Below are 23,185 nucleotides of genomic sequence, written 5' to 3'. Positions count from 1 at the left end.
CCCGTACCCCTACTCGCGGGTACGGGCCACCCCGCCTTGTATGGGCGTCTCGATGTCACCCCGGGGCCCTCAGGGAGGTAGGGTCGTAGGCGGTCGGGGACATCCCATACAGCTCGCCGGTCTCACAACCGGCGTACCAACGAGGAGATCGGTTCGTGACGATCCGCGTAGGCATCAACGGCTTTGGCCGCATCGGTCGTAACTACTTCCGCGCGCTGCTGGAGCAGGGTGCAGACATCGAGATCGTGGCTGTCAACGACCTGGGTGACACCGCGACCACCGCGCACCTGCTCAAGTACGACACCATCCTGGGCCGCCTCAAGGCCGAGGTGTCGCACACCGCCGACACGATCACCGTCGACGGCCACACCATCAAGGTCCTCTCCGAGCGCAACCCCGCCGACATCCCGTGGGGCGAGCTGGGCGTCGACATCGTCATCGAGTCGACCGGCATCTTCACGAAGAAGGCGGACGCCGAGAAGCACCTGGCCGGCGGCGCCAAGAAGGTCCTCATCTCGGCTCCGGCCTCCGACGAGGACATCACCATCGTGATGGGCGTCAACCAGGACAAGTACGACCCGGCGAACCACCACGTCATCTCCAACGCCTCCTGCACCACCAACTGTGTGGCGCCGATGGCGAAGATCCTGGACGAGAACTTCGGCATCGTCCGGGGCCTGATGACCACGGTGCACGCGTACACCAACGACCAGCGGATCCTGGACTTCCCGCACAAGGACCTGCGCCGCGCCCGCGCCGCCGCCGAGAACATCATCCCGACCACCACGGGCGCCGCCAAGGCGACCGCGCTGGTCCTGCCGCAGCTCAAGGGCAAGCTCGACGGCATCGCGATGCGCGTCCCGGTCCCCACCGGCTCGGTCACCGACCTGGTCCTGGAACTCGGCCGCGAGGTCACCAAGGAAGAGGTCAACGCCGCCTTCCAGAAGGCCGCCGAGGGCGAGCTGAAGGGCATCCTCGAGTACACCGAGGACCCGATCGTCTCCTCCGACATCGTCAACGCCCCGGCGTCCTGCACCTTCGACTCCTCTCTGACCATGGTCCAGGAGGGCAAGAACGTGAAGGTCATCGGCTGGTACGACAACGAGTGGGGCTACTCCAACCGCCTTGTCGACCTGACGGAATTCGTCGGCAACCAGCTCTGATCGGCTGAAGCGGGCACTTCGGTGTGAGAGCAGGGCTCGGGCGGCGCGGCGCGCGCCGTCCGAGCCCTGACTCGCGTACGGATCGGCCCGCAACGGATCCATCACTTCCGATCACGAGCGATCACGAGCCACACAGGAGTCCCCTCATGAAGACCATCGACGAACTGCTCGCCGAAGGCGTCGCCGGCCGGCGGGTCTTCGTCCGCGCCGACCTCAACGTGCCGCTGGACGGCTCCGTCATCACCGACGACGGCCGCATCCGCGCCGTGGTGCCCACCGTCAAGGCCCTCGCCGAGGCGGGCGCCCGCGTGGTCGTCGCCTCTCACCTGGGCCGCCCCAAGGGCGCCCCGGACCCCGCCTTCTCGCTCGCCCCGGCCGCCGCCCGGCTCGGCGAACTCCTCGGCGCCGACGTGGCGTTCGCGACGGACACCGTCGGCGACTCCGCCACGTCCACGGTCGCCGGCCTCGCCGACGGCGGCGTCGCGGTCGTGGAGAACCTGCGCTTCAACGCGGGCGAGACGGCCAAGGACGACGCCGAGCGCGCCGCCTTCGCCGAGCAGCTGGCCGCCCTCGCGGACGTGTACGTGGGCGACGGCTTCGGCGCCGTGCACCGCAAGCACGCCTCCGTCTACGACCTGCCGGCCCGGCTGCCGCACTACGCCGGCTTCCTCATCGCCACCGAGGTCGGCGTCCTGAAGAAGCTCACCGACGACGTGCGGCGCCCGTACGTCGTCGTGCTCGGCGGCTCCAAGGTCTCCGACAAGCTCGCCGTGATCGACCAGCTCCTCGGCAAGGCCGACCGGCTGCTGATCGGCGGCGGCATGGTGTTCACCTTCCTCAAGGCCAAGGGCCACGAGGTCGGCGTCTCCCTCCTCCAGGAGGACCAGCTCCCGGCCGTCAAGGAGTACATGGAGCGCGCCGAGAAGAACGGCGTCGAGCTGGTGCTGCCGGTCGACGTCGTGGTCGACGCCGCCTTCCCGGACCTGAAGACCAAGGCCCCCGGCAACCCGGCCACCGTCGCCGCGGACGCCATGCCCGCCGACAAGCTGGGCCTGGACATCGGTCCCGAGACCCGCAAGCTGTACGCCTCGAAGCTCGCCGACGCCGCCACCGTCTTCTGGAACGGCCCCATGGGCGTCTTCGAGCACCCCGACTACGCCGAGGGCACCAAGGCGGTCGCCCAGGCCCTCATCGACGCCCCGGGCTTCACCGTGGTCGGCGGCGGCGACTCCGCCGCCGCCGTGCGCACCCTGGGCTTCGACGAGAACGCATTCGGCCACATCTCGACCGGTGGCGGCGCCTCCCTCGAATACCTCGAGGGCAAGACGCTCCCCGGCCTCGCCGCACTGGAGGACTGACCCCGCATGACCACTCGCACGCCGCTGATGGCGGGCAACTGGAAGATGAACCTCAACCACCTCGAGGCCATCGCCCACGTCCAGAAGCTCGCCTTCGCCCTGGCCGACAAGGACTACGAGGCCGTCGAGGTCGCCGTCCTGCCGCCCTTCACCGACCTGCGCTCCGTGCAGACCCTGGTCGACGGCGACAAGCTGAAGATCAAGTACGGCGCCCAGGACATCTCCGCGCACGACTCCGGCGCCTACACCGGCGAGATCTCCGGCGCCATGCTGGCCAAGCTGAAGTGCACGTTCGTGGCGATCGGCCACTCCGAGCGCCGCCAGTACCACGGCGAGACCGACGAGCTGGTGAACGCCAAGGTCAAGGCCGCCTACAAGCACGGACTGACCCCGATCATGTGCGTCGGCGAGGAGCTGGAGGTCCGCGAGGCGGGCAACCACGTCTCCCACACGCTCGCCCAGGTCGAGGGCGGCCTCAAGGGCCTGCCGGCCGAGCAGGCCGAGAGCATCGTGATCGCCTACGAGCCCGTCTGGGCCATCGGCACCGGCAAGGTCTGCGGTGCCGAGGACGCCCAGGAGGTCTGCGCCGCGATCCGCGCGAAGGTCGCCGAGCTGTACTCCCAGGACGTGGCCGACAAGGTCCGCGTCCAGTACGGCGGCTCCGTCAAGGCCGGCAACGTCGCCGAGATCATGGCGCAGGCCGACATCGACGGCGCCCTGGTGGGCGGCGCCTCGCTGGACGCGGACGAGTTCGTCAGGATCGTGCGCTTCCGCGACCAGTGAGTATGCGCTGACGACGATACGTCGTACCCTTGCGGGGGCGCGGTGGCTTCAGGCCGTCGTGCCCCCGTCGTCCATCCGTATCCGAGGAAGTTGGTCCAGCCGTGGTTTTGGGGTTCTCGATCGCCCTGATCGTCTTCAGCCTGCTGCTGATGCTGCTGGTGCTGATGCACAAGGGAAAGGGCGGCGGCCTCTCCGACATGTTCGGTGGCGGTATGCAGACGTCCGTCGGCGGCTCCTCCGTCGCCGAGCGCAACCTCGACCGCATCACCGTGGTGGTCGGTCTGCTGTGGTTCGCGTGCATTGTCGTGCTGGGCATCCTGATGAAGATCGACAGCTGATCGGATCGCAGCCGCACCGCACCACGCACTTCCGCACGTAAGGCCCCATGATGGGTACGCGCAGCTGAGCGCGGCCTATCATGGGGCTTGCGTCTTGATGGGGGGCTTGTCACTCCAATCACTGGACGCGCGTTGGGCCTTACGTAGACTGAGGCGCTCGCAGCGAAGCGAAACGCCGAGTCGCTTTGCGGCACCATCACGCAGGGAGTTACGACCGTGGCAAGTGGCAACGCGATCCGAGGAAGCCGGGTCGGGGCGGGGCCGATGGGCGAGGCCGAGCGCGGCGAGTCCGCGCCGCGTCTGCGCATCTCCTTCTGGTGCTCCAACGGACACGAGACCCAGCCGAGCTTCGCCAGCGACGCGCAGGTTCCCGACACCTGGGACTGCCCGCGCTGCGGCTTCCCGGCCGGCCAGGACCAGGACAACCCACCGGCCCCGCCGCGCACCGAGCCCTACAAGACGCACCTGGCGTACGTCCGGGAGCGGCGCAGCGACGCGGACGGCGAGGCGATCCTCGCCGAGGCGCTCGCCAAACTGCGGGGCGAGATCTGACAGTCGACATCAGGCCGGACGCCCGTGGGCGCCCGGCCGGACCTGTCTGGCACCTGGACCGCAGCGGGCCGGCTTCACTTTGATCCATTAGGTTGGGTCCGGCAGCGGGGCAGCTACGCACCAGGGTGCACAGGCAGGAAGAAGGCTGGAGTCCCAGATGAACGCAGACGGCCGTATCAGGCTCAACCAGATGCCCGAGTGGTCCGCGCTGGCCAAGCACCGTGAGGAGCTGGGCGAGGTGCGGCTTCGGGAGCTGTTCGACGCCGATCCCGGGCGCGGCAGCGGCTACACCGTGCAGGTCGGGGACCTGTACGTCGACTACTCCAAGCACCTGGTCACCGACGAGACGCTGCGGCTGCTGCGCGAGCTGGCCGCCGCGACCGACGTGTTCGGCCTGCGGGACGCCATGTTCCGCGGCGAGAAGATCAACACCACCGAGGACCGCGCCGTCCTGCACACCGCACTGCGCGCCCCGCGCGACGCGGTGATCGAGGTCGACGGCGAGAACGTCGTGCCGAAGGTGCACGCGGTCCTCGACAAGATGGCCGGCTTCGCGGAGCGGGTGCGCTCCGGGGAGTGGACCGGCCACACCGGCAGGCCGATCCGCAACGTCGTCAACGTCGGCATCGGCGGCTCCGACCTGGGCCCGGCGATGGCGTACGAGGTGCTGCGGCCCTACAGCGCACGGGACTTGACGCTTCGTTTCGTCTCCAACGTCGACGGCGCCGACCTGCACGAGGCGGTGCGGGACCTGGAGCCGGCGGAAACGCTGTTCATCATCGCGTCCAAGACCTTCACCACCATCGAGACGGTCACCAACGCCACGTCGGCGCGCAAGTGGCTGCTGGACGCGCTGGGCGACGACGCGGCGGTGGCCAAGCACTTCGTCGCCCTGTCGACGAACGCGGAGAAGGTCGCCGAGTTCGGCATCGACGTCGAGAACATGTTCGAGTTCTGGGACTGGGTCGGCGGGCGCTACTCGTACGACTCCGCCATCGGCCTGTCCCTGATGATCGCCATCGGCCCCGACCGGTTCCGCGAGATGCTCGACGGCTTCCACCTGGTCGACGAGCACTTCCGCACCGCGCCCGCCGAGTCCAACGTGCCGCTGCTGCTGGGCCTGCTGGGCATCTGGTACGGCAACTTCCACGACGCCCAGTCGCACGCGGTACTGCCGTACAGCCACTACCTGTCCAGGTTCACGGCGTACCTCCAGCAGCTCGACATGGAGTCCAACGGCAAGTACGTGGACCGGGACGGGCGCGAGGTCGAATGGGAGACCGGGCCCGTGGTGTGGGGCACGCCCGGCACCAACGGGCAGCACGCCTATTACCAGTTGATCCACCAGGGCACCAAGCTGATCCCGGCCGACTTCATCGGCTTCGCCGAGCCGGTCGCCGAGCTGAGCGAGGAGCTGAAGGCCCAGCACGACCTGCTGATGGCCAACTTCTTCGCCCAGACGCAGGCGCTGGCCTTCGGCAAGACGCCGGACGAGGTGCGGGCCGAGGGGGTCCCGGAGGAACTGGTCGCGCACAAGACGTTCAAGGGCGACCACCCGACGACGACGATCCTGGCGCGCGAGCTGACGCCGTCGGTGCTCGGCCAGCTGGTCGCGCTGTACGAGCACAAGGTGTTCGTGCAGGGCGCGGTGTGGAACATCGACTCCTTCGACCAGTGGGGCGTGGAGCTGGGCAAGGTCCTCGCCAAGCGCGTCGAGCCCGCCCTGACGGAGGGCACGGACGTCCCGGGCCTGGACGCCTCCACCAAGGCGCTGGTGGCGAAGTACCGGGAGCTGCGGGGACGCGGCTGACCTTCCCGCCCCGGCGGCGTGCTCCACGCCGCCGGGGCGCACGTCGTCTCCCGTCAGGCCACCGCGCTGAGGGTGTCCGCCAGGCGGCGCTGGGCCGCCCGGGTCGCCGGGACCGCCGCCAGGGCCGCCGCTCCCGCCACGGCCGCCGCCGCCAGGGCCAACAGGAGCGCGGGGGAGGGGAGTTGGGCGATGCCCGCGCCGATGCCGCTCGATCTGCCCTGGGCGTCGATCAGCCAGCGGGCGAGCGGCAGGCCCAGGGCCGTGGCGAGGGCGACGGCGGTCAGGGTCGTGCAGGCGGTGGCCGTGACCGTGATCGCGGTGATCTGGCGCGGTGACAGACCGATGGCCTTCAGCGCCAGCAGGTCCCGTTCGCCCTCGCGGACCGTGCCGCTGATCGCGGTGAGCAACTCGATCAGCCCGATCAGGGCCAGCACGGCGATCAGCCCCAGCACCACCGCGCGCAGCGGGGACAGGCCGTCCGCCGGGTTGGTCACGGCGTGCACGTCCAGCCGGCCCTCGCCCGCACCGGTCAGGCGGGCGGTGACCTCCTCGGGGGAGGCGTCCGGCTTCAGGCGCAGCTGGTACAGGGTCGGGCGCAGGCGCGGGTCGTTGGCGCGCAGGGTGTCCAGCGAGGTCGAGATGACCCGGCCGGCGTTCTCCGGCTCGATGCTGCGGCCGACGATGTGCAGGATCTGCGGCTGGTCGCCGACGGTCATCCGCACCCAGTCGCCCACCCGCACGTCCAGGAGGTCCAGCAGGCCCTGCCCGGCCACCGCTTCGTCCGGGCCGTGGGCCGGGCGGCCCTCGGCGAGGGCGTACGGGTAGGGCTCACGGTGGGTGCCGAGGCCCCGCAGGGCGATGGTCGCCGTCTGGCCCGGCACCAGCGCCGCCACCTCCACGCCCGGGTAGGCGGCGGCGACCCCCGGGTCGCGGGCCAGCAGGGCGCGGGCGTCCCGGTCGCCGAGGCCGGCGTCGGCGCGGACGGTGAGCGCGGCCGGCAGGCCGATCCGCTCGGGGCTGTGGTGCACCCGGTCCAGCGTGGTCCACGCGCTCATCGCCACCACGATCAGCAGCAGCGGCAGCCCCAGCCGGGCCACCGCCGCCAGGGATCGCGGACGCCGGGCGAAGGCCCGGTGCAGGCCCAGCACCAGCGCGGGCGGCACCCGCACCCCGAGCGCCCGCCGGGCCACCCCGGACAGCCGCCCGCCCAGCGGCGCCGCCGGCCGCGGCACCGGCACCGGCGGCACCCGCCCCGCCCGCCACGCCGCCAGCCCCGTCGTCGCGCCGATGAACAGCACCGCGGCCACCGGCACCCCGGACAGCGCCAGGGTGTGTCCCGGCAGGCCCTGCCACACCCCGACCGCGTCCCCGAGCCGCCCCGGCACCCGGCTCCCCAGCGCCTCGGTCAGCGCCGCCGCGGCCACCGCGCCCAGCAGCGCGTAGGCCAGGTGCTGGAGCAGGAAGACCCGGACGACCTGGGCCGGCGTGAAGCCGATCGCCTTCAGCACGGAGATGTCCCGCAGATGACCGCGGATACGGGTGCCGATCGCCCCGTGCACGGCGAACCCGGCGGCGACCAGCGCCCCGAGCCCGAACAACCCGAGCACCTGGCCGAGCAGCCGGTCGTCGCCCTGCGCCTCGGCCCGCGCCTGCCGCCAGGTGGAGACCTCGCCGATCGCCCCGGCGCCCAGCACGGTCACCGCCCGCTGGACGGCGTAGTCCGTGTCCTGCGGATCCGTCAGCCGCAGTCCGACCACCTGCCCGTCCGGGTCGCCCACGGCGGCCGGCGGCGCCCACACCAGACCCGGCCGCTCGCCCGGCCGGTACCCCGGCTCGGCGCTGTCGGCGATGCCCAGCACGGTCAGCCGGCGGCCCTCGGCGGTCAGCGCGAGGGTGTCGCCGGGCTCGGCGAGCAGGGCGCGGGCGAGACGGCTCTCCAGGACCACCCCGTCGGGCCGGGTCGGGTCGAGCCAGTCGCCGGCCACGAGCGGCGGGCGGACGGCGTCCGGCCGGTCGGCGGTGCCCCGCAGTTGCACGGAGGCGCGGGTGCCCCGGGCGGCGACGGTGGCGGAGGCGGTCGGGTAGGGCCCGGCGACGGACTCCACGCCGTCCAGCGAGGCCAGCTTCCCGGTGTCGGCGGCGGCGTCGGTGTGCAGCCAGACATGGGCGCCGCGGGACTGGCTGAAGACCCGCTGCCAGGGGTTGGTGGCATAGCCGAAGAGCGCGGCGGCCAGCAGCAGGGAGGCGACGATGCCCGCGGTGGCGAGCACCAGGAACAGCGCCTCGCCGCGGTGCGCGCGCAGATCGGAGTGCGCCCAGCGCAGGGTGGCTCGCACGGTCAGCCCTCCCGGCCGCGGACGTCGTACTCGCGCATGTCAGTCCTTCTCGCGCATCTCAGTCCTTGAGCTCCAGCACCCCGGATATGCCGCGGCGGCGCGGCGGCGGGGCGGCGTCCAGCTCGGCGTCGTCCACGATCCGCCCGTCGAAGAAGCTGATCACCCGGTCCGCCGCACTGGCCAGCCGGGCGTCGTGCGTGACGAGCAGGATGGTCTGCCCGCGCTGGTGGAAACGGGACAGCAGCCGCATCACCTCGCGGGTGCCCCGGCTGTCCAGGCTGCCCGCGGGTTCGTCGGCGAGCAGCAGCGGCGGATGGTTGACCAGCGCCCGGGCCAGCGCCACCCGCTGCTGCTCGCCGCCGGACAGCTCGCCCGGCATGCTGCGCCCCTTGCCCGCGAGGCCCAGCTCGGCCAGCAGCCGTTCCCGCTCGGCGCGTGCCCGCTTCGGGGAGGCGCCCGCGAGCAGCGCGGGCAGTTCGACGTTGTCGGCGACGGACAGGTTCGACACCAGGTTGAAGAACTGGAAGACGATGCCGATGCGCTTCCTGCGCTCCACCGCCCAGCGGGCCTCGCCGTAGGAGTCGGTGCACTCGCCGTCCAGCCAGATGCTGCCGGCGTCCGGCCGCTGCAGGCCGCCGAGCAGATGCAACAGCGTCGACTTGCCGGCGCCGGACGGGCCGGTGATCGCCACGAACTCGCCGCGGCGCACGCTCAGGTCGACGCCGCGCACGGCGTGCGCCGGGGCGCCCTCCCCGTGGTGCGTCTTGGCCAGCCCTTCGGCGCGCAGCACGGGCGCCTCGGCATGCGCCGCCGGCGTCCCGGCGCGCGGCTCGGGCGCTCCGGCGCGGGCCACGGGCGTCCCGGCGCGCGGCGCGGGAGCGGAACCCTCGCTCACTCCAGCTCCTCCAGCTCTTCCTGGCACCGCTCCAGCCAGTCGAGGTCGGCCTGCAGATGCAGCATCGCGCCCTCGATCAGAAGATGCGCGATGCGGTTGTCGCGGTCCTCGGCGGCGGCGAGCTTGGAGAGACTGCGCATGGTGTTGAGGTACTGGCGCCGCTGCTTGTTGATCAGGGCGATCTGGTCGGCGAGACCGGTCTGCGGGGCGAGCGCCAGCTTCATGAAGAACTCGTCCCGCACCCGGGGCTCGTCCGAGGGCTCCGCGTACCAGGCGCGCAGTTCCTCCCGCCCGGCGTCGGTGAGGTGGTAGACCTTCTTGTTGGGCCGGCTCGACTGCTCGACGTCCTCGCCCTCGATCAGTCCGGACTTCTCGAGGCGGCCGAGGGTGACGTAGATCTGGCCGACGTTCGGCTGAGGGTACGCGGAGCCCAGCAGTTGCTCAAGGTCCTGCTTCAGTTCGTAGCCGTGGGCCGGGCCGCGTGCGAGGAGTGCCAGGAGGGGGAGGCGCACTCGTGCAGTCCTCCTGTCCGCCGCGTGAGGTGTGCCAAGGCCCTAGTATCGCCCATTGCCTAACAGGTATACATGCCTCTGACGCCGGGCGACGGGGCCCGGCGCCGGTGGTACAGGGAGGAACCTATGCGGTGGATGCGTGCCGCCGGTAGGGGCCTCCTCGTCCTCCTCGTGGTCCTGACCGGCTACGCCGCCTCCGGGGCGCGGGCCCAGGACGCGGCGGACGGCGGGCGCGGCCCGCTCACCCTGGCCACCGCCGGGGACCTCACCGGCTATCTCGGCCCCCTGCTGGAGGGCTGGAACCGCACCCACCCAGGCGAGCGGGTCACCCTGGTCGAGCTGCCCGACTCCGCCGACGAGACCCGCGCGCAGATGGCGACCGACCTGCGCTCCGGCGACCGCAGCCGGTTCGACGTGCTCAACATCGACGTCAACTGGACCTCGGAGTTCGCCGCAGCCGGCTGGATCCGCCCGCTGCCGCCCGACCGCTTCCCGCTGCGGACGTTCCTGCCGCCGGTCGTGGACACCGCGACCTACGACGGCCGGCTGTACGCCGTCCCGTACGTCACCAACGCCGGGCTGCTGCTCTACCGCAAGGACGTCCTCGAAGCGGAGGGCGTCCCGCCGCCGCGCACCTGGGCCGAGCTCGAGCGGTACGCGCGCACCCTCGCGCCGCGGCACGGACTCGACGGTTACGCGGGCCAGTTCCTGCCCTACGAGGGCCTCACCGTCAACGTGGCGGAGGCCGTGTACTCCGCGGGCGGGACGATCCTCGGCGACGAGGGCGCGCGGGTCACCGTGGACTCCGCGGCGGCCCGCGAGGGCGTCGGCTTCCTCGCCCGGGGCGTGCGCGAGGGATGGATCCCCGAGGAGGCGCTGACGTACAAGGAGGAGGAGTCCAAGCAGGCCTTCCAGGACGGCCGGCTCCTCTTCCTGCGCAACTGGCCCTACGCGTACGTCGCCGCGTCCGCCGAGGGCTCCCGGGTCGCCGGGAAGGTCGGCGCCGTGCCGCTGCCCGGTCCGGACGGGCCGGGGACGAGTGTCCTAGGCGGCTCCAACCTGGCCGTCAGCACCCATGCCCGGCACCCCGACTCGGCCGCGCGGCTGATCGCGTACCTCACCGGGGAACGGGTCCAGCGGCAGGTCCTCACGCGCGGCGCGCTGCCGCCGGTGCGCGCCGAGCTGTACGAGGACCCGGTGCTGATCCGGGCGTTCCCCTACCTGCCGACCCTGCGGGCGAGCGTGCTCGCCGCCGCGCCGCGGCCCAAGAGCCCGCGCTACGACCAGGTGAGCCTGGCCGTGCAGGCGGTCGTGCACGACGCGATGAACGGGCGCCAGACGCCCGAGGACGCGGTGCGCAGGCTGGCGCGTGAGCTGGCGGCCGTCTCCCGCTGACAGCAGCGCATAGTTACTCGTTAGGTAACGGCGATATTCCAACTGCCCTCGGCGTGTCCGGATAATGCCCGCTTTATTCGGTCAACTGGCCGGGATGTTCTGTTCACTTCGTTGACACCCTCCCAGCGTCGCTACCTAACATGCATGCATGTCGAGCAAGCAGCACCACTGGTGGCGGGACGCGGTGATCTACCAGGTGTACGTCCGCAGCTTCCTGGACAGCACCGGGGACGGGGTCGGCGATCTCGCCGGCGTCCGGGCCGGGCTGCCGTACCTCAAGAAGCTCGGGGTGGACGGCATCTGGCTGAGCCCCTTCTATCCGTCCCCGCAGCACGACCACGGCTACGACGTGGCCGACTACTGCGACGTGGACCCGCTCTTCGGCGACCTCGACGAGTTCGACCGGCTGGTCACCGCCGCCCGGCGGCTCGGCGTGAAGGTGCTGCTCGACATCGTCCCCAACCACTGCTCCAGCGAGCATCCCTGGTTCCGCGAGGCGCTGGCCTCGCCGCCCGGCAGCCCGGCCCGTGCCCGCTTCCACTTCGCCGACGGACGCGGCCCCGGCGGCGACGAGCCGCCCAACAACTGGCACGCCATGTTCGGCGGCCCCGCCTGGACCCGGATCACCGAGCCGGACGGCCGCCCCGGCCAGTGGTACCTGCACATGTTCACGCCCGAACAGCCCGACTGGAACTGGCGCGAGCCGCAGGTCGCCGCCGAGTTCGACCGCGTCCTGCGGTTCTGGCTCGACCGGGGCGTCGACGGCTTCCGCATCGACGTCGCCGCCGGCCTCTTCAAGCACCCTCAGCTGCCCGACTCGCCCGACCCGGAGGCCGACGCCCGCACCCGCGACTCGGTCAACCCGCTCGCCTGGAACCGGCCCGAGGTGCACGACGTGTGGCGGCACTGGCGGGCGGTGTGCGAGGAGTACACGGCGCGCGACGGCCGCGAACGCCTCCTCGTCGGCGAGGTGTCCGTGCCCACCGCCCGCGAACACGCCCACTACGTCCGCCCCGACGAACTCCACCAGGCCTTCTTCTTCGACCTGCTGGGCGCCCCCTGGGACCCCGACGCCTTCCGCAAGGTCATCTCCGAGGCCATGCAGGACATCGCGGGCACCGGCTCCACGGTCACCTGGGTGCTCAACAACCACGACCAGGTCCGCACCGTCACCCGCTACGGCGAACCCGCCCCGCACGGCAGCGGCCTCGGCGCCGCCCGTGCCCGCGCCGCAGCCCTGCTGATGCTGGCGCTGCCCGGCTCGGCGTACATCTACCAGGGCGAGGAACTGGGCCTGCCCGAGGTCGTCGACCTGCCCGACGACGTCCTCACCGACCCGATCTACCGCCGCACCGGCAGCCGCGCCCGCATCCGCGACGGCTGCCGGGTCCCGCTGCCCTGGTCGGGACAGGCCTCCCCGTTCGGCTTCACCTCCGGAACCGACAGCGCCAAGCCGTGGCTGCCGCAGCCCTCGTACTTCGCCGAGTACGTCACCGAACGCGCCCTCGCCGACACCCGCTCCTTCTGGCACCTCTACCGCGACGGTCTGCAACTGCGCGCCCAGCTCCCGCAGTTGGGCGACGGAACGCTGCGCTGGATGGACACCCCGCCCGGCGTGCTCGCCTTCACCCGCGGCGACGGCCTGGTCTGCGCCGTCAACTTCGGCACCGCCCCCACCCCCGCCCCGGTCCCCGGCACCCCGCTGCTCGCCAGCGCCCCCTGCCCGCCCGGCGTGCTCCCCGGCTCCACGGCCGCCTGGTGGATCACCGACCTGTGAGCCGCCCGGCCCCACCAGACCCGAACCGCCCCACCTCCGAAGGGACATCAACGATGATGCGACGACGTACCACCCTGCTCGCCGGCTGCACCGCCCTCGTCCTCGCGCTCGGCGCGACCGCCTGCGGCGACAGCGAGCCCGTCTCCGCCGGCGGCGGCGACCAGGCGTTCAGCGGCCAGACGGTCACCGTCGCCGGCGTGTGGTCCGGCACCGAGCAGAAGAACTTCCAGAAGGTGCTGGACGCCTTCACCGAGAAGACCGGCGCCAAGACGCAGTTCGTCTCCACCGGCGACAACGTCTCCACCGTCGTCGGCAGCAAGATCGAGGGCGGCAACGCCCCCGACGTCGTGATGGTCCCGCAGGTCGGCGTCCTCCAGCAGTTCGCCAAGAGCGGCTGGCTGGAGCCGCTGTCGAAGACGGCCCAGCAGTCCGTGGCCGCCAACTTCGCCGGCGTCTGGAAGGACTACGGCAGCGTCGACGGCACCCTGTACGGCCTCTACTTCAAGGCCGCCCACAAGTCCACCGTCTGGTACAGCCCCGACGCCCTCGCGCAGGCCGGCGTCGAGCCGCCGAAGACGTACGACGAGATGCTGGAGGCCGGGCAGACCATCTCCGACTCCGGGCTCGCCGCCTTCTCGGTCGCCGGTCAGGACGGCTGGACCCTCACCGACTGGTTCGAGAACATCTACCTGTCCCAGGCCGGCCCCGAGAAGTACGACGCCCTCGCCGCGCACGAGCTGAAGTGGACCGACGACAGCGTGGTCGAGGCGCTCACCACCCTCGGCAAGCTGTTCAAGGACAAGCAGCTGATCTCGGGCGGGCAGCAGGAGGCCCTGAACACCGACTTCCCCGGCTCCGTGGAGAAGGTCTTCGGACCCGAGCCCGAGGCCGGCATGGTCTACGAGGGCGACTTCGTCGCCGGCGTCGCCAAGGACCAGTTCGGCCGGACCATCGGCAAGGACGCCGACTTCTTCCCCTTCCCGCCCGTCGGCGACGGCGAGGCGCCCGTGGTCAGCGGCGGCGACGCGGCCGTGGTGCTCAAGGACGGCAAGAACCGCAAGGCCGGCCAGGCGCTCGTGGAGTACCTGGCCACGCCGGAGGCCGCGGCCGTGTGGGCGGAGGCCGGCGGCTTCCTGTCCCCGAACAAGAAGCTCGACCTCGCCGCCTACGGCGACGACGTCACCCGCGCCACCGCCGAGTCGCTCGTCAACGCCGGCGACTCGGTCCGCTTCGACATGTCCGACCAGGCCCCGGCCGCGTTCGGCGGCACCAAGGGCGCGGGTGAATGGAAGCTGCTCCAGGACTTCCTGCGCGACCCGTCCGACCCCGAGGGCACCGCCGCCAAGCTCGAGGCCGCCGCGGCCAAGGCCTACAAGGGCTGACGGCCGTGACCGCCACGCTCGTCAAAGAGGCGAGCCCCCCGTCCGCCGTCGGCGCCGGTCCCGTCCGGCGCCCGCGGCGGCGCGGGCGGATCGTCGCCGCGCTCTTCGTACTGCCCGCACTGCTCCTGCTCGGCGCGCTCGTCGTCTACCCGGTGCTGTACTCCGTCGGCCGCAGCTTCTTCGACGCCTCCGGCACCGAGTTCGTGGGCGGCGAGAACTACACCGAGATGTTCCGCGACCCGGCCACCGTGAAGGCCATCCGCAACACCGCGATCTGGGTCGTGGTCGCGCCGACCCTGCTCACCGGCCTCGGCCTGATCCTCGCCGTGCTGGTGGAGAAGGTCCGCTGGGCCACCGCCTTCAAGCTGCTGCTGTTCATGCCCATGGCGGTGTCCTTCCTCGCCGCCGGCATCATCTTCCGCCTCGCCTACGACGAGGACCCCGACAAGGGCGTGCTGAACGCGGCCGTCGTCGCCGTGCACGACGCCTTCGAGGGCACCTCCACCTATCCGACGGCCCGGGCCCGCGACGGCCACGGCCTCACCAAGGAGCCGGACGGCTCCTACCGGACGAGCGCGAGCGCGGCCCCCGGGGACGCGCTGACGCTCGGCATGGTCGGCGTCCTCCCCGCCGACCTGCCCGACGGCGCCCGGCCTGCCCTCCCCGCGGCCGGGCGCCAGACGGGACCCGACGAACTGAGCGGCGTCGTCTACCTCGACTTCACCCCCGGCGGGGGAGGGGAGCAGGGCAGGGTCGACCCGAAGGAGAGCGGGCTGCCCGAGATGACGGTCGAGGCGCTGCGCGACGGCAAGAAGGTCGCCTCCACGACCACCGCCGCCGACGGCTCCTTCCGCTTCCCCGGCCTCGACCCGGGCCCGTACACCGTGAAGCTCCCCGCCGCGAACTTCGCGCCGCCCTACGAGGGCGTCTCCTGGCTCGGGCCGGCGCTGGTCACGCCCGCGATCATCGGGGCGTACCTGTGGATCTGGACCGGGTTCGCCATGGTCCTCATCGGCGCCGGGCTGTCCACGCTGCCCCGGGACGCGCTGGAGGCGGCGCGCATGGACGGAGCCAACGAGTGGCAGATCTTCCGGCGGATCACCGTCCCGCTGCTGGCGCCCGTGCTGACCGTGGTCTTCGTGACCCTCGTGATCAACGTGATGAAGGTCTTCGACCTCGTCTACATCATCGCGCCCGGACCCGTGCAGGAGGACGCGACCGTGCTGGCGACGCAGATGTGGCTGGTGTCGTTCGGCGGCGGCAACAACCAGGGCCTCGGCAGCGCCCTCGGCGTGCTGCTGCTCCTGCTCGTCGTCCCCGCGATGGTGTTCAACGTCCGCCGCTTCAAAAGGAGTCAGCGATGAACGCCGTCCGGCGCCACCTGGGCAGCGGGGTCGTGCAGGCCTTCCTCGTGGTCGTCGCCCTGGTGTGGGTGACACCGCTGGCCGGTCTGTTCCTGTCGTCGCTGCGGTCCGCCGAGGACACCGCGAAGGGCGGCTGGTGGACCGTGTTCACCAGCCCCGGCCAGCTGTCCTTCGACAACTACTCGGCCCTGCTGGAGAACTCCGGCATGACCCAGGCGTTCTGGAACACCGTCCTGATCTCGGTGCCCACCACGGTCCTGGTCGTCGTCATCGCCGCGCTCGCCGGATACGCCTTCGCCTGGCTGGACTTCCCCGGCCGCGACGCCGTCTTCCTCGTCGTCGTGGCCCTGCTGGTCGTCCCCGTCCAGATCGGCCTGCTCCCCGTCGCCAAACTCTTCGGCCAGCTCGGCCTGTTCGGCACGATTCCGGGTGTGGTCCTCTTCCACGTCGCGTACGGGCTGCCGTTCGCGGTGTTCCTGCTGCGGAACTACTTCGCCGAGATGCCCAAGGAGATGCTGGAGGCCGCTCGCATGGACGGCGGCAGCGAATGGCGCGTCTTCGTCAGCCTCGTCCTGCCCGTGGGCCGGCCGGCGATCGCCTCGCTCGCCATCTTCCAGTTCCTGTGGGTGTGGAACGACATGCTGGTGGCCCTCCTCTTCGCCGACAGCGCCTCCCAGCCGCTGACCGTGGAACTCCAGTCCCAGATCCGCCAGTTCGGCAGCAACATCGACGTCCTCGCCCCGGGCGCGTTCCTGTCCCTGGTGGTGCCGGTGGTGGTCTTCTTCGCCTTCCAGCGGCACTTCGTGCAGGGGGTGATGGCGGGGTCGGTCAAGTAGGCCCCCCTTGAACGCGTCGGGCCCCGCTGCGGCGGCAGCGGGGCCCGACGCTCCTGTTCAGGACGTCGCCGGAGGATACAGCGACCGCGGCAGCCGGGACGCCGCCGCGGAGTCCAGGAGCCACAGGGTGCGGGAGAGGCCCTTCGCGCCGGACGCCGGGGCCTGGATCTCGCCCGCGCCGGACAGGGCGATCCGCGCCGCCGTCGCCTTGTCCTCGCCGGCCGCCAGCAGCCAGACCTCCCGGGCCGACCGGATCGCCGGGAGGGTCAGGGTGATCCGGGTCGGCGGCGGCTTGGGCGCGCCGTGGACGCCGACGACCGTGCGCTCGGTCTCCCGTACGGCCGGCAGCTCCGGGAAGAGCGAGGCCACGTGGGTGTCCGGGCCGACGCCCAGCATCAGCACGTCGAACGCCGGGACGCCGCCGTGGTCGCCGGGGCCGGCCGCGCGGGCCAGCTCCTCGGCGTAGGCGGCGGCCGCCGCGTCCACGTCGGAGCCGTGCGGGCCGTCCGACGCGGGCATCGCGTGCACCCGCTCCGGATCCACCGGCACCGAGTCCAGCAGCGCCTTCCGGGCCTGGGTGACGTTGCGCTCGGGGTCGCCCTCGGGCACGAAGCGCTCGTCGCCCCACCACAGGTCCAGGCGCGACCAGTCGACCGCGTCCCGGGCCGGCGCCGCGGCCAGCGCGGCGAGCAGCCCGTTGCCGTTGCGGCCGCCCGTCAGCACGATCGACGCGGAGCCGCGCGAGGCCTGCGCGTCCACGATCCTCGTGATCAGCCGGGCCGCGGCGGCCTGCGCCATCAGCTCCTTGTCGCGGTGCACGACCAGCTGGGGAGTGCTCACTTCGCCGCCGCCCTCTTCACCGGCGCCGGCGCCGCCGCGTCCTTGGCGGGAGCCTTCGCGGCCTCCTCGACGGGGGTGCGGACCGCGACCGGCCCCTCGCCCTCGCCGCCCCCTTTGGCGGGCGCGGCGTCCGCCGCCTGGAGCCGGTCCACGCCGTAGCGCAGCGCCGACGCGTAGGTGTCGTCCGGGTCCAGCCGCCGCAGCTCCTCCGCGAGCAGCTCGGCGGTGTCCCGGCGCTTGAGCGCCACCGCACGGTCCGGCTGCCCCTCGATCGACAGCGTGGCCAGCGAACCGTCGGCCCGGTCCAGCACGATCGGCCCGCAGTCGGTCTCCATCCGCACCGCCGTCAGGCCCGGACCGGCCGACGGCGAGCGCCGGACGGGGACGCCCAGCCGGTCCGCGAGCCACATCGCCAGCAGCTCGCAGCTCGGGTTGAACTCCTCGCCCTCCACGTCCACCGACCGCACCTCGCAGGCGACCTGGTCCAGGGCCGCGGCCAGCATCGAGCGCCAGGGCGTGATGCGGGTCCACGACAGGTCCGTGTCGCCCGGCGTGTAGGCGGCGGCCCGCTCGGCCAGCGCCGACACCGGCTGCTCGCAGGCGTACGTGTCGGTGACCCGGCGCTGGCCCAGCGCGCCCAGCGGGTCGCCGGCCGCGTCCAGCGGCGCGTCCACCGGCCACCAGACGACCACGGGGGCGTCCGGCAGCAGCAGCGGGAGCACCACCGACTGGGCGTGCTCCGCCACGTCGCCGTACAGCCGCAGCACCACCGTCTCGCCGGTGCCCGCGTCGGCGCCCACCCGCACCTCGGCGTCGAGCCGGGACTGGGTGCGGTCCCGGGGGGTGCGCGAGACGCGCTTGATGACGACCAGGGTGCGCGACGGGTGCTCGTGCGAGGCGGCGTTGGCGGCCTTCAGGGCGTCGTAGGCGTTCTCCTCGTCGGTGACGATGACGAGGGTGAGGACCATGCCGACGGCCGGCGTGCCGATGGCCCGGCGGCCCTGCACGAGCGCCTTGTTGACCTTGCCGGCCGTGGTGTCGGTGAGGTCTATCTTCATGGCCGGCGCCAGCTCCGTCCGTCTCGTTCGAGCATCTCGTCCGCCTCGACGGGTCCCCACGTCCCGGCCGGGTACTGCGCGGGCCTGCCGTGCGTGTCCCAGTACTCCTCGATCGGGTCGAGGATCTTCCAGGACAGCTCGACCTCCTCGGTGCGCGGGAACAGGTTGGAGTCCCCGAGCAGCACGTCCAGGATCAGCCGCTCGTACGCCTCCGGGCTCGACTCCGTGAAGGACTCGCCGTACGCGAAGTCCATCGACACGTCCCGGATCTCCATCGACGTGCCCGGCACCTTCGAGCCGAAGCGGACGGTCACGCCCTCGTCGGGCTGGACCCTGATGACGATCGCGTTGGAGCCCAGCTCCTCGGTGGCCGTCGTGTCGAAGGGGGAGTGCGGGGCGCGCTGGAAGACGACCGCGATCTCCGTCACGCGCCGGCCGAGCCGCTTGCCGGTGCGCAGGTAGAAGGGGACGCCCGCCCAGCGGCGGTTGTCGATGCCCAGCTTGATCGCGGCGTAGGTGTCGGTCTTCGACGCGCCGTCGATGCCCTCCTCCTGGAGGTAGCCGATCACCTTGGCGCCGCCCTGCCAGCCGGCCGCGTACTGACCGCGCACGGTGTCCCGGCCCAGGTCCCGGGGCAGTCTGACCGCGCCGAGCACCTTGGTCTTCTCCGCGGCCAGCGCGTCGGCGTCGAAGGAGGCGGGCTCCTCCATCGCGGTCAGCGCGAGCAGCTGGAGCAGGTGGTTCTGGATGACGTCACGGGCGGCGCCGATGCCGTCGTAGTAGCCGGCCCGGCCGCCGATGCCGATGTCCTCGGCCATCGTGATCTGCACGTGGTCCACGAACGACCGGTTCCAGATCGGCTCGAACATCGTGTTGGCGAAGCGCAGCGCCAGGATGTTCTGGACCGTCTCCTTGCCGAGGTAGTGGTCGATGCGGAAGACCTGGTCGGGGGCGAAGACCTCGTGCACGATCGCGTTGAGTTCCTCGGCCGACTTCAGGTCGTGCCCGAACGGCTTCTCGATGACCGCGCGGCGCCAGGAGCCGCCCTTCTGGTCGGCGAGGCCGTGCTTCTTCAGCTGCTGGATGACCACCGGGAAGGACCGCGGCGGCACCGACAGGTAGAAGGCGAAGTTGCCGCCTGTGCCCTGCGCCTTGTCCAGCTCCTCGATGGTGGCCCGCAGCCGCTCGAAGGCGGAGTCGTCGTCGAAGGTGCCCTGGACGAAGCGCATGCCCTGGACGAGCTGCTGCCAGACCTCCTCGCGGAAGGGGGTGCGGGCGTGCTCCTTGACGGCGTCGTGGACCTCCTGGGCGAAGTCCTCGTCGGCCCACTCGCGGCGGGCGAACCCGACGAGCGAGAAGCCCGGCGGCAGCAGACCCCGGTTGGCGAGGTCGTACACCGCGGGCATCAGCTTCTTGCGCGACAGGTCGCCCGTGACGCCGAAGATGACCAGGCCCGACGGCCCCGCGATGCGCGGGAGCCGTCGGTCCGCGGGATCACGGAGCGGGTTCGCTCCGGAACCGGGAAGGGGAGCCAAGGTCTCAGCCCTCCGAGGGGGCGAGACGCTTCAGCTCGGCCTCGGTCGACGCCAGCAGGTCGTTCCAGGACGCCTCGAACTTCTCGACGCCCTCGTCCTCGAGCAGCTGCACCACGTCGTCGTACTTGATGCCGAGCCGCTCGACCGCGTCCAGGTCGGCGCGGGCCTGCTCGTACGTCCCGGCGACGGTGTCGCCGGTGATCTCGCCGTGGTCCTCGGTGGCCAGCAGCGTGGCCTCCGGCATGGTGTTGACCGTGTTCGGCGCGACCAGGTCGGTGACGTACATGGTGTCGCTGTACGCCTTGTCCTTGACGCCCGTCGACGCCCACAGCGGACGCTGCTTGTTGGCGCCCGCCCGCTCCAGCGCGGCCCAGCGGTCCGAGGAGAAGACCTCCTCGTACGCCTGGTAGGCGAGGCGCGCGTTGGCGACGGCGGCCTTGCCGCGCAGCGCCTTGGCCTCGTCGGTGCCCAGCGCGTCGATCCGCTTGTCGATCTCGGTGTCGACGCGGGAGACGAAGAAGGACGCCACCGAGTGGATCTGCGAGAGGTCCAGGCCCCGCTCCTTGGCCTTCTCCAGGCCGGTCAGGAACGCGTCCATGACCTTGCGGTAGCGCTCCAGGGAGAAGATCAGCGTGACGTTGACGCTGATGCCCAGGCCGATGACCTCGGCGATGGCCGGGATGCCCGCCTCGGTCGCCGGGATCTTGATCAGCGTGTTGGGGCGGTCCACCAGCCAGGCCAGCTGCTTGGCCTCGGCGACGGTGGCCCGGGTGTCGTGCGCGAGGCGCGGGTCGACCTCGATGGACACCCGGCCGTCCTGGCCGTTCGTCGCGTCGTAGACCGGGCGCAGGATGTCGGCGGCGTCGCGGACGTCCGCCGTGGTGATCATCCGGATGGCCTCCTCGACGGTGACCTTGCGGGCGGCCAGGTCCGACAGCTGCTGGTCGTAGCCGTCGCCCTCGGAGATCGCCTTCTGGAAGATCGTCGGATTGGTGGTGACGCCCACGACGTGCTGCTGGTCGATCAGCTCGGCGAGGTTGCCGGACGTGATCCGCTTGCGCGACAGGTCGTCCAGCCAGATCGCGACGCCTTCTTCGGAGAGGCGCTTGAGTGCGTCTGTCATGGAAATTGCATCTCCTACGTGTCGTGTGTGAGCGTCAGCGCTGGGTCGCGGCGAGGGATTCCCGCGCCACGGCGGCCACGTTCTCGGCGGTGAAGCCGAACTCGCGGAAGAGGACCTTGCCGTCCGCGGAAGCGCCGAAGTGCTCCAGCGAGACGATGCGGCCGGCGTCCCCGACGTACTTGTGCCAGGTCAGACCGATGCCGGCCTCGACCGCGACCCGAGCCTTCACGGACGGAGGCAGGACGCTGTCCCGGTACCCCTGGTCCTGCTGCTCGAACCACTCCACGGACGGCATCGACACCACGCGGGTCGGCACGCCGTCCGCCTGGAGCCGCTCGCGCGCCTCGACGGCCACGTGAACCTCGGAACCGGTCGCGATCAGCACGACCTGCGGCTCGCCGCCCTCGGCCTCGAACAGCACGTAGCCGCCCTTGGCCGCGTCCTCGTTGGGCTCGTACGTCGGCACGCCCTGACGGGTGAGCGCCAGGCCGTGCGGCTGGCCCTTGCCGAACTCCTTGGTCCACCGGCGCAGGATCTCGCGCCAGGCGATCGCCGTCTCGTTGGCGTCGGCCGGACGGACCACGTTCAGGCCCGGGATCGCGCGCAGCGAGGCCAGGTGCTCCACCGGCTGGTGGGTCGGGCCGTCCTCGCCGAGACCGATGGAGTCGTGCGTCCACACGTAGGTCACCGGCAGGTGCATCAGCGCGGACAGGCGCACCGCGTTGCGCATGTAGTCGGAGAACACCAGGAAGGTGCCGCCGTAGACACGGGTGTTGCCGTGCAGCGCGATGCCGTTCATCTCCGCGGCCATGGAGTGCTCGCGGATGCCGAAGTGGATCGTGCGGCCGTACGGGTCGGCCTCCGGCAGCGGGTTGCCCTCGGGCAGGAACGACGACGTCTTGTCGATCGTCGTGTTGTTGGAGCCCGCCAGGTCGGCGGAGCCGCCCCACAGCTCGGGGACGACCGGGCCGAGCGCCTGGAGCACCTTGCCGGACGCGGCACGGGTGGCGACCGCCTTGCCCGGCTCGAAGACGGGGAGCTTCTCCTCCCAGCCCGCGGGCAGCTCGCCCGCCGCGATGCGGTCGAACTCGGCGGCCCGCTCCGGGTTGGCGTCGCGCCACTGCTGGAACGACTTCTCCCAGGCGGCCTTCGCCTCGCGCCCGCGCTCCAGCGCCTTGCGCGTGTGGGCGATGACCTCGTCGGCGACCTCGAAGGACTGCTCCGGGTCGAAGCCGAGGACGCGCTTGGTGGCCGCGACCTCCTCGTCGCCGAGCGCCGAGCCGTGGGCGGCCTCGGTGTTCTGCGCGTTCGGGGCCGGCCAGGCGATGATGGAGCGCATCGCGATGAACGACGGCCGGTCGGTGACGGCCTTGGCCTCCTCGATCGCCGCGAAGATCGCGGCCGGGTCCAGGTCGCCGTTGGCCTGCGGCTCAACGCGCTGCACGTGCCAGCCGTAGGACTCGTACCGCTTGACGGTGTCCTCGGAGACGGCCGTCTCGGTGTCGCCCTCGATCGAGATGTGGTTGTCGTCCCACAGCAGGATCAGGTTGCCGAGCTTCTGGTGACCGGCCAGCGAGGACGCCTCGGCGGAGATGCCCTCCTGGAGGCAGCCGTCGCCGGCGATGCAGTAGACGAAGTGGTCGAAGGGCGACTCGCCCGCCGGGGCCTCGGGGTCGAACAGGCCGCGCTCGTAGCGGGCGGCCATCGCCATGCCCACGGCGTTGGCGACACCCTGGCCGAGCGGCCCGGTCGTCGTCTCCACGCCCTTGGTGTGCCCGTACTCCGGGTGGCCCGGGGTCTTGGAGCCCCAGGTCCGGAAGGCCTTCAGGTCGTCCAGCTCCAGGCCGAAGCCGGCCAGGTAGAGCTGGGTGTAGAGGGTCAGGGACGAATGCCCCGCGGACAGCACGAAGCGGTCGCGGGCGACCCAGTCGGGATCCGCCGGGTCGTGCCGCATCACCTTCTGGAAGAGGGTGTACGCGGCGGGCGCCAGGCTCATCGCCGTGCCCGGATGGCCGTTGCCGACCTTCTGTACGGCATCGGCGGCAAGGACGCGGGCGGTGTCGACGGCCCGCTGGTCCAGCTCGGTCCACTCGAGGTCTGTGGTGGTCGGCTTGGTGCTCACCCTGAG

At 71.7% G+C, this 23,185-nt stretch carries 19 protein-coding genes; 11 read left to right on the top strand and 8 right to left on the bottom strand.

Annotated features, from left to right (window positions below):
- Positions 1–155 precede the first annotated feature (155 nt).
- The 6 genes from gap to pgi all read left to right on the top strand — a co-directional run bounded on the left by gap (position 156) and on the right by pgi (position 6,004).
- Complete coding sequence (gene gap, locus ACZ6KF_RS13405) at positions 156–1,163, top strand: type I glyceraldehyde-3-phosphate dehydrogenase (protein ID WP_356635556.1); 1,008 nt, start codon at positions 156–158, stop codon at positions 1,161–1,163.
- 146 nt (positions 1,164–1,309) lie between these two features.
- Entirely contained in the window at positions 1,310–2,521 is a 1,212-nt protein-coding gene (locus ACZ6KF_RS13400; RefSeq protein ID WP_356635558.1) for a phosphoglycerate kinase, read from the top strand.
- Between the two features lie 6 nt (positions 2,522–2,527).
- The gene (tpiA, locus tag ACZ6KF_RS13395) at positions 2,528–3,304 is read left to right on the top strand and encodes a triose-phosphate isomerase (RefSeq protein ID WP_356635560.1); all 777 of its coding nucleotides are present in this window, start codon (positions 2,528–2,530) and stop codon (positions 3,302–3,304) included.
- A gap of 101 nt (positions 3,305–3,405) precedes the next feature.
- Positions 3,406–3,642: a preprotein translocase subunit SecG gene (gene secG / locus ACZ6KF_RS13390; RefSeq protein WP_356635562.1), complete on the top strand. Its 237-nt coding sequence runs from the start codon at positions 3,406–3,408 to the stop codon at positions 3,640–3,642.
- A 216-nt stretch (positions 3,643–3,858) separates the two neighbouring features.
- On the top strand, positions 3,859–4,194 hold the full coding sequence (locus ACZ6KF_RS13385; protein WP_073952427.1) for an RNA polymerase-binding protein RbpA: 336 nt from the start codon (positions 3,859–3,861) through the stop codon (positions 4,192–4,194).
- 157 nt (positions 4,195–4,351) lie between these two features.
- Positions 4,352–6,004 carry a glucose-6-phosphate isomerase gene (gene pgi, locus ACZ6KF_RS13380; RefSeq protein ID WP_356635565.1) on the top strand — a complete coding sequence of 551 codons (1,653 nt, stop codon included), beginning with the start codon at positions 4,352–4,354 and terminating at the stop codon, positions 6,002–6,004.
- Between the two features lie 53 nt (positions 6,005–6,057).
- Here the strand turns inward: pgi and ACZ6KF_RS13375 are convergent, their stop codons facing one another.
- The 3 genes from ACZ6KF_RS13375 to ACZ6KF_RS13365 all read right to left on the bottom strand — a co-directional run bounded on the left by ACZ6KF_RS13375 (position 6,058) and on the right by ACZ6KF_RS13365 (position 9,747).
- Entirely contained in the window at positions 6,058–8,340 is a 2,283-nt protein-coding gene (locus tag ACZ6KF_RS13375) for an ABC transporter permease (RefSeq protein ID WP_469238478.1), read from the bottom strand.
- Between the two features lie 58 nt (positions 8,341–8,398).
- Entirely contained in the window at positions 8,399–9,130 is a 732-nt protein-coding gene (locus ACZ6KF_RS13370; RefSeq protein ID WP_356635633.1) for an ABC transporter ATP-binding protein, read from the bottom strand.
- A gap of 101 nt (positions 9,131–9,231) precedes the next feature.
- Positions 9,232–9,747: a PadR family transcriptional regulator gene (locus tag ACZ6KF_RS13365; protein ID WP_356635569.1), complete on the bottom strand. Its 516-nt coding sequence runs from the start codon at positions 9,745–9,747 to the stop codon at positions 9,232–9,234.
- 126 nt (positions 9,748–9,873) lie between these two features.
- Here ACZ6KF_RS13365 and ACZ6KF_RS13360 point away from each other — a divergent pair, with 126 nt between their 5' ends.
- The 5 genes from ACZ6KF_RS13360 to ACZ6KF_RS13340 all read left to right on the top strand — a co-directional run bounded on the left by ACZ6KF_RS13360 (position 9,874) and on the right by ACZ6KF_RS13340 (position 16,501).
- Positions 9,874–11,142 (top strand): ABC transporter substrate-binding protein, encoded by a 1,269-nt coding sequence (locus tag ACZ6KF_RS13360; RefSeq protein WP_469238477.1) that lies wholly within the window; start codon positions 9,874–9,876, stop codon positions 11,140–11,142.
- 148 nt (positions 11,143–11,290) lie between these two features.
- Entirely contained in the window at positions 11,291–12,919 is a 1,629-nt protein-coding gene (locus ACZ6KF_RS13355) for a glycoside hydrolase family 13 protein (protein ID WP_356635573.1), read from the top strand.
- Between the two features lie 53 nt (positions 12,920–12,972).
- Positions 12,973–14,301 (top strand): ABC transporter substrate-binding protein, encoded by a 1,329-nt coding sequence (locus ACZ6KF_RS13350; protein ID WP_356635575.1) that lies wholly within the window; start codon positions 12,973–12,975, stop codon positions 14,299–14,301.
- Between the two features lie 5 nt (positions 14,302–14,306).
- Positions 14,307–15,665, top strand: a complete 1,359-nt coding sequence (locus ACZ6KF_RS13345) for an ABC transporter permease subunit (protein WP_469238476.1) — start codon at positions 14,307–14,309, stop codon at positions 15,663–15,665.
- Complete coding sequence (locus tag ACZ6KF_RS13340; RefSeq protein ID WP_356635579.1) at positions 15,662–16,501, top strand: carbohydrate ABC transporter permease; 840 nt, start codon at positions 15,662–15,664, stop codon at positions 16,499–16,501. Before ACZ6KF_RS13345 ends, ACZ6KF_RS13340 begins: the two co-directional genes overlap by 4 nt.
- Positions 16,502–16,558: 57 nt before the next feature.
- Here ACZ6KF_RS13340 and pgl read toward each other — a convergent pair whose 3' ends face one another.
- From pgl to tkt, 5 genes are read right to left on the bottom strand one after another with little or no spacing between them, the layout of a single operon-like run.
- Positions 16,559–17,341 (bottom strand): 6-phosphogluconolactonase, encoded by a 783-nt coding sequence (gene pgl / locus ACZ6KF_RS13335; protein ID WP_356635581.1) that lies wholly within the window; start codon positions 17,339–17,341, stop codon positions 16,559–16,561.
- Positions 17,338–18,399, bottom strand: a complete 1,062-nt coding sequence (gene opcA, locus ACZ6KF_RS13330) for a glucose-6-phosphate dehydrogenase assembly protein OpcA (RefSeq protein WP_469159801.1) — start codon at positions 18,397–18,399, stop codon at positions 17,338–17,340. Before opcA ends, pgl begins: the two co-directional genes overlap by 4 nt.
- A complete protein-coding gene (gene zwf, locus ACZ6KF_RS13325; protein ID WP_469159802.1) occupies positions 18,396–19,934 on the bottom strand; it encodes a glucose-6-phosphate dehydrogenase in 1,539 nt (512 codons plus the stop codon). The genes opcA and zwf overlap by 4 nt, the downstream gene beginning before the upstream one ends.
- 4 nt (positions 19,935–19,938) lie before the next feature.
- The gene (tal, locus tag ACZ6KF_RS13320) at positions 19,939–21,057 is read right to left on the bottom strand and encodes a transaldolase (RefSeq protein WP_356635587.1); all 1,119 of its coding nucleotides are present in this window, start codon (positions 21,055–21,057) and stop codon (positions 19,939–19,941) included.
- Between the two features lie 34 nt (positions 21,058–21,091).
- Positions 21,092–23,179 carry a transketolase gene (gene tkt, locus ACZ6KF_RS13315; protein ID WP_469175478.1) on the bottom strand — a complete coding sequence of 696 codons (2,088 nt, stop codon included), beginning with the start codon at positions 23,177–23,179 and terminating at the stop codon, positions 21,092–21,094.
- Positions 23,180–23,185 lie beyond the last annotated feature (6 nt).

The sequence above is a fragment of the Streptomyces sp. NPDC046379 genome, assembly GCF_055587785.1.
This window is presented reverse-complemented; position numbering and strand designations above follow the sequence as displayed.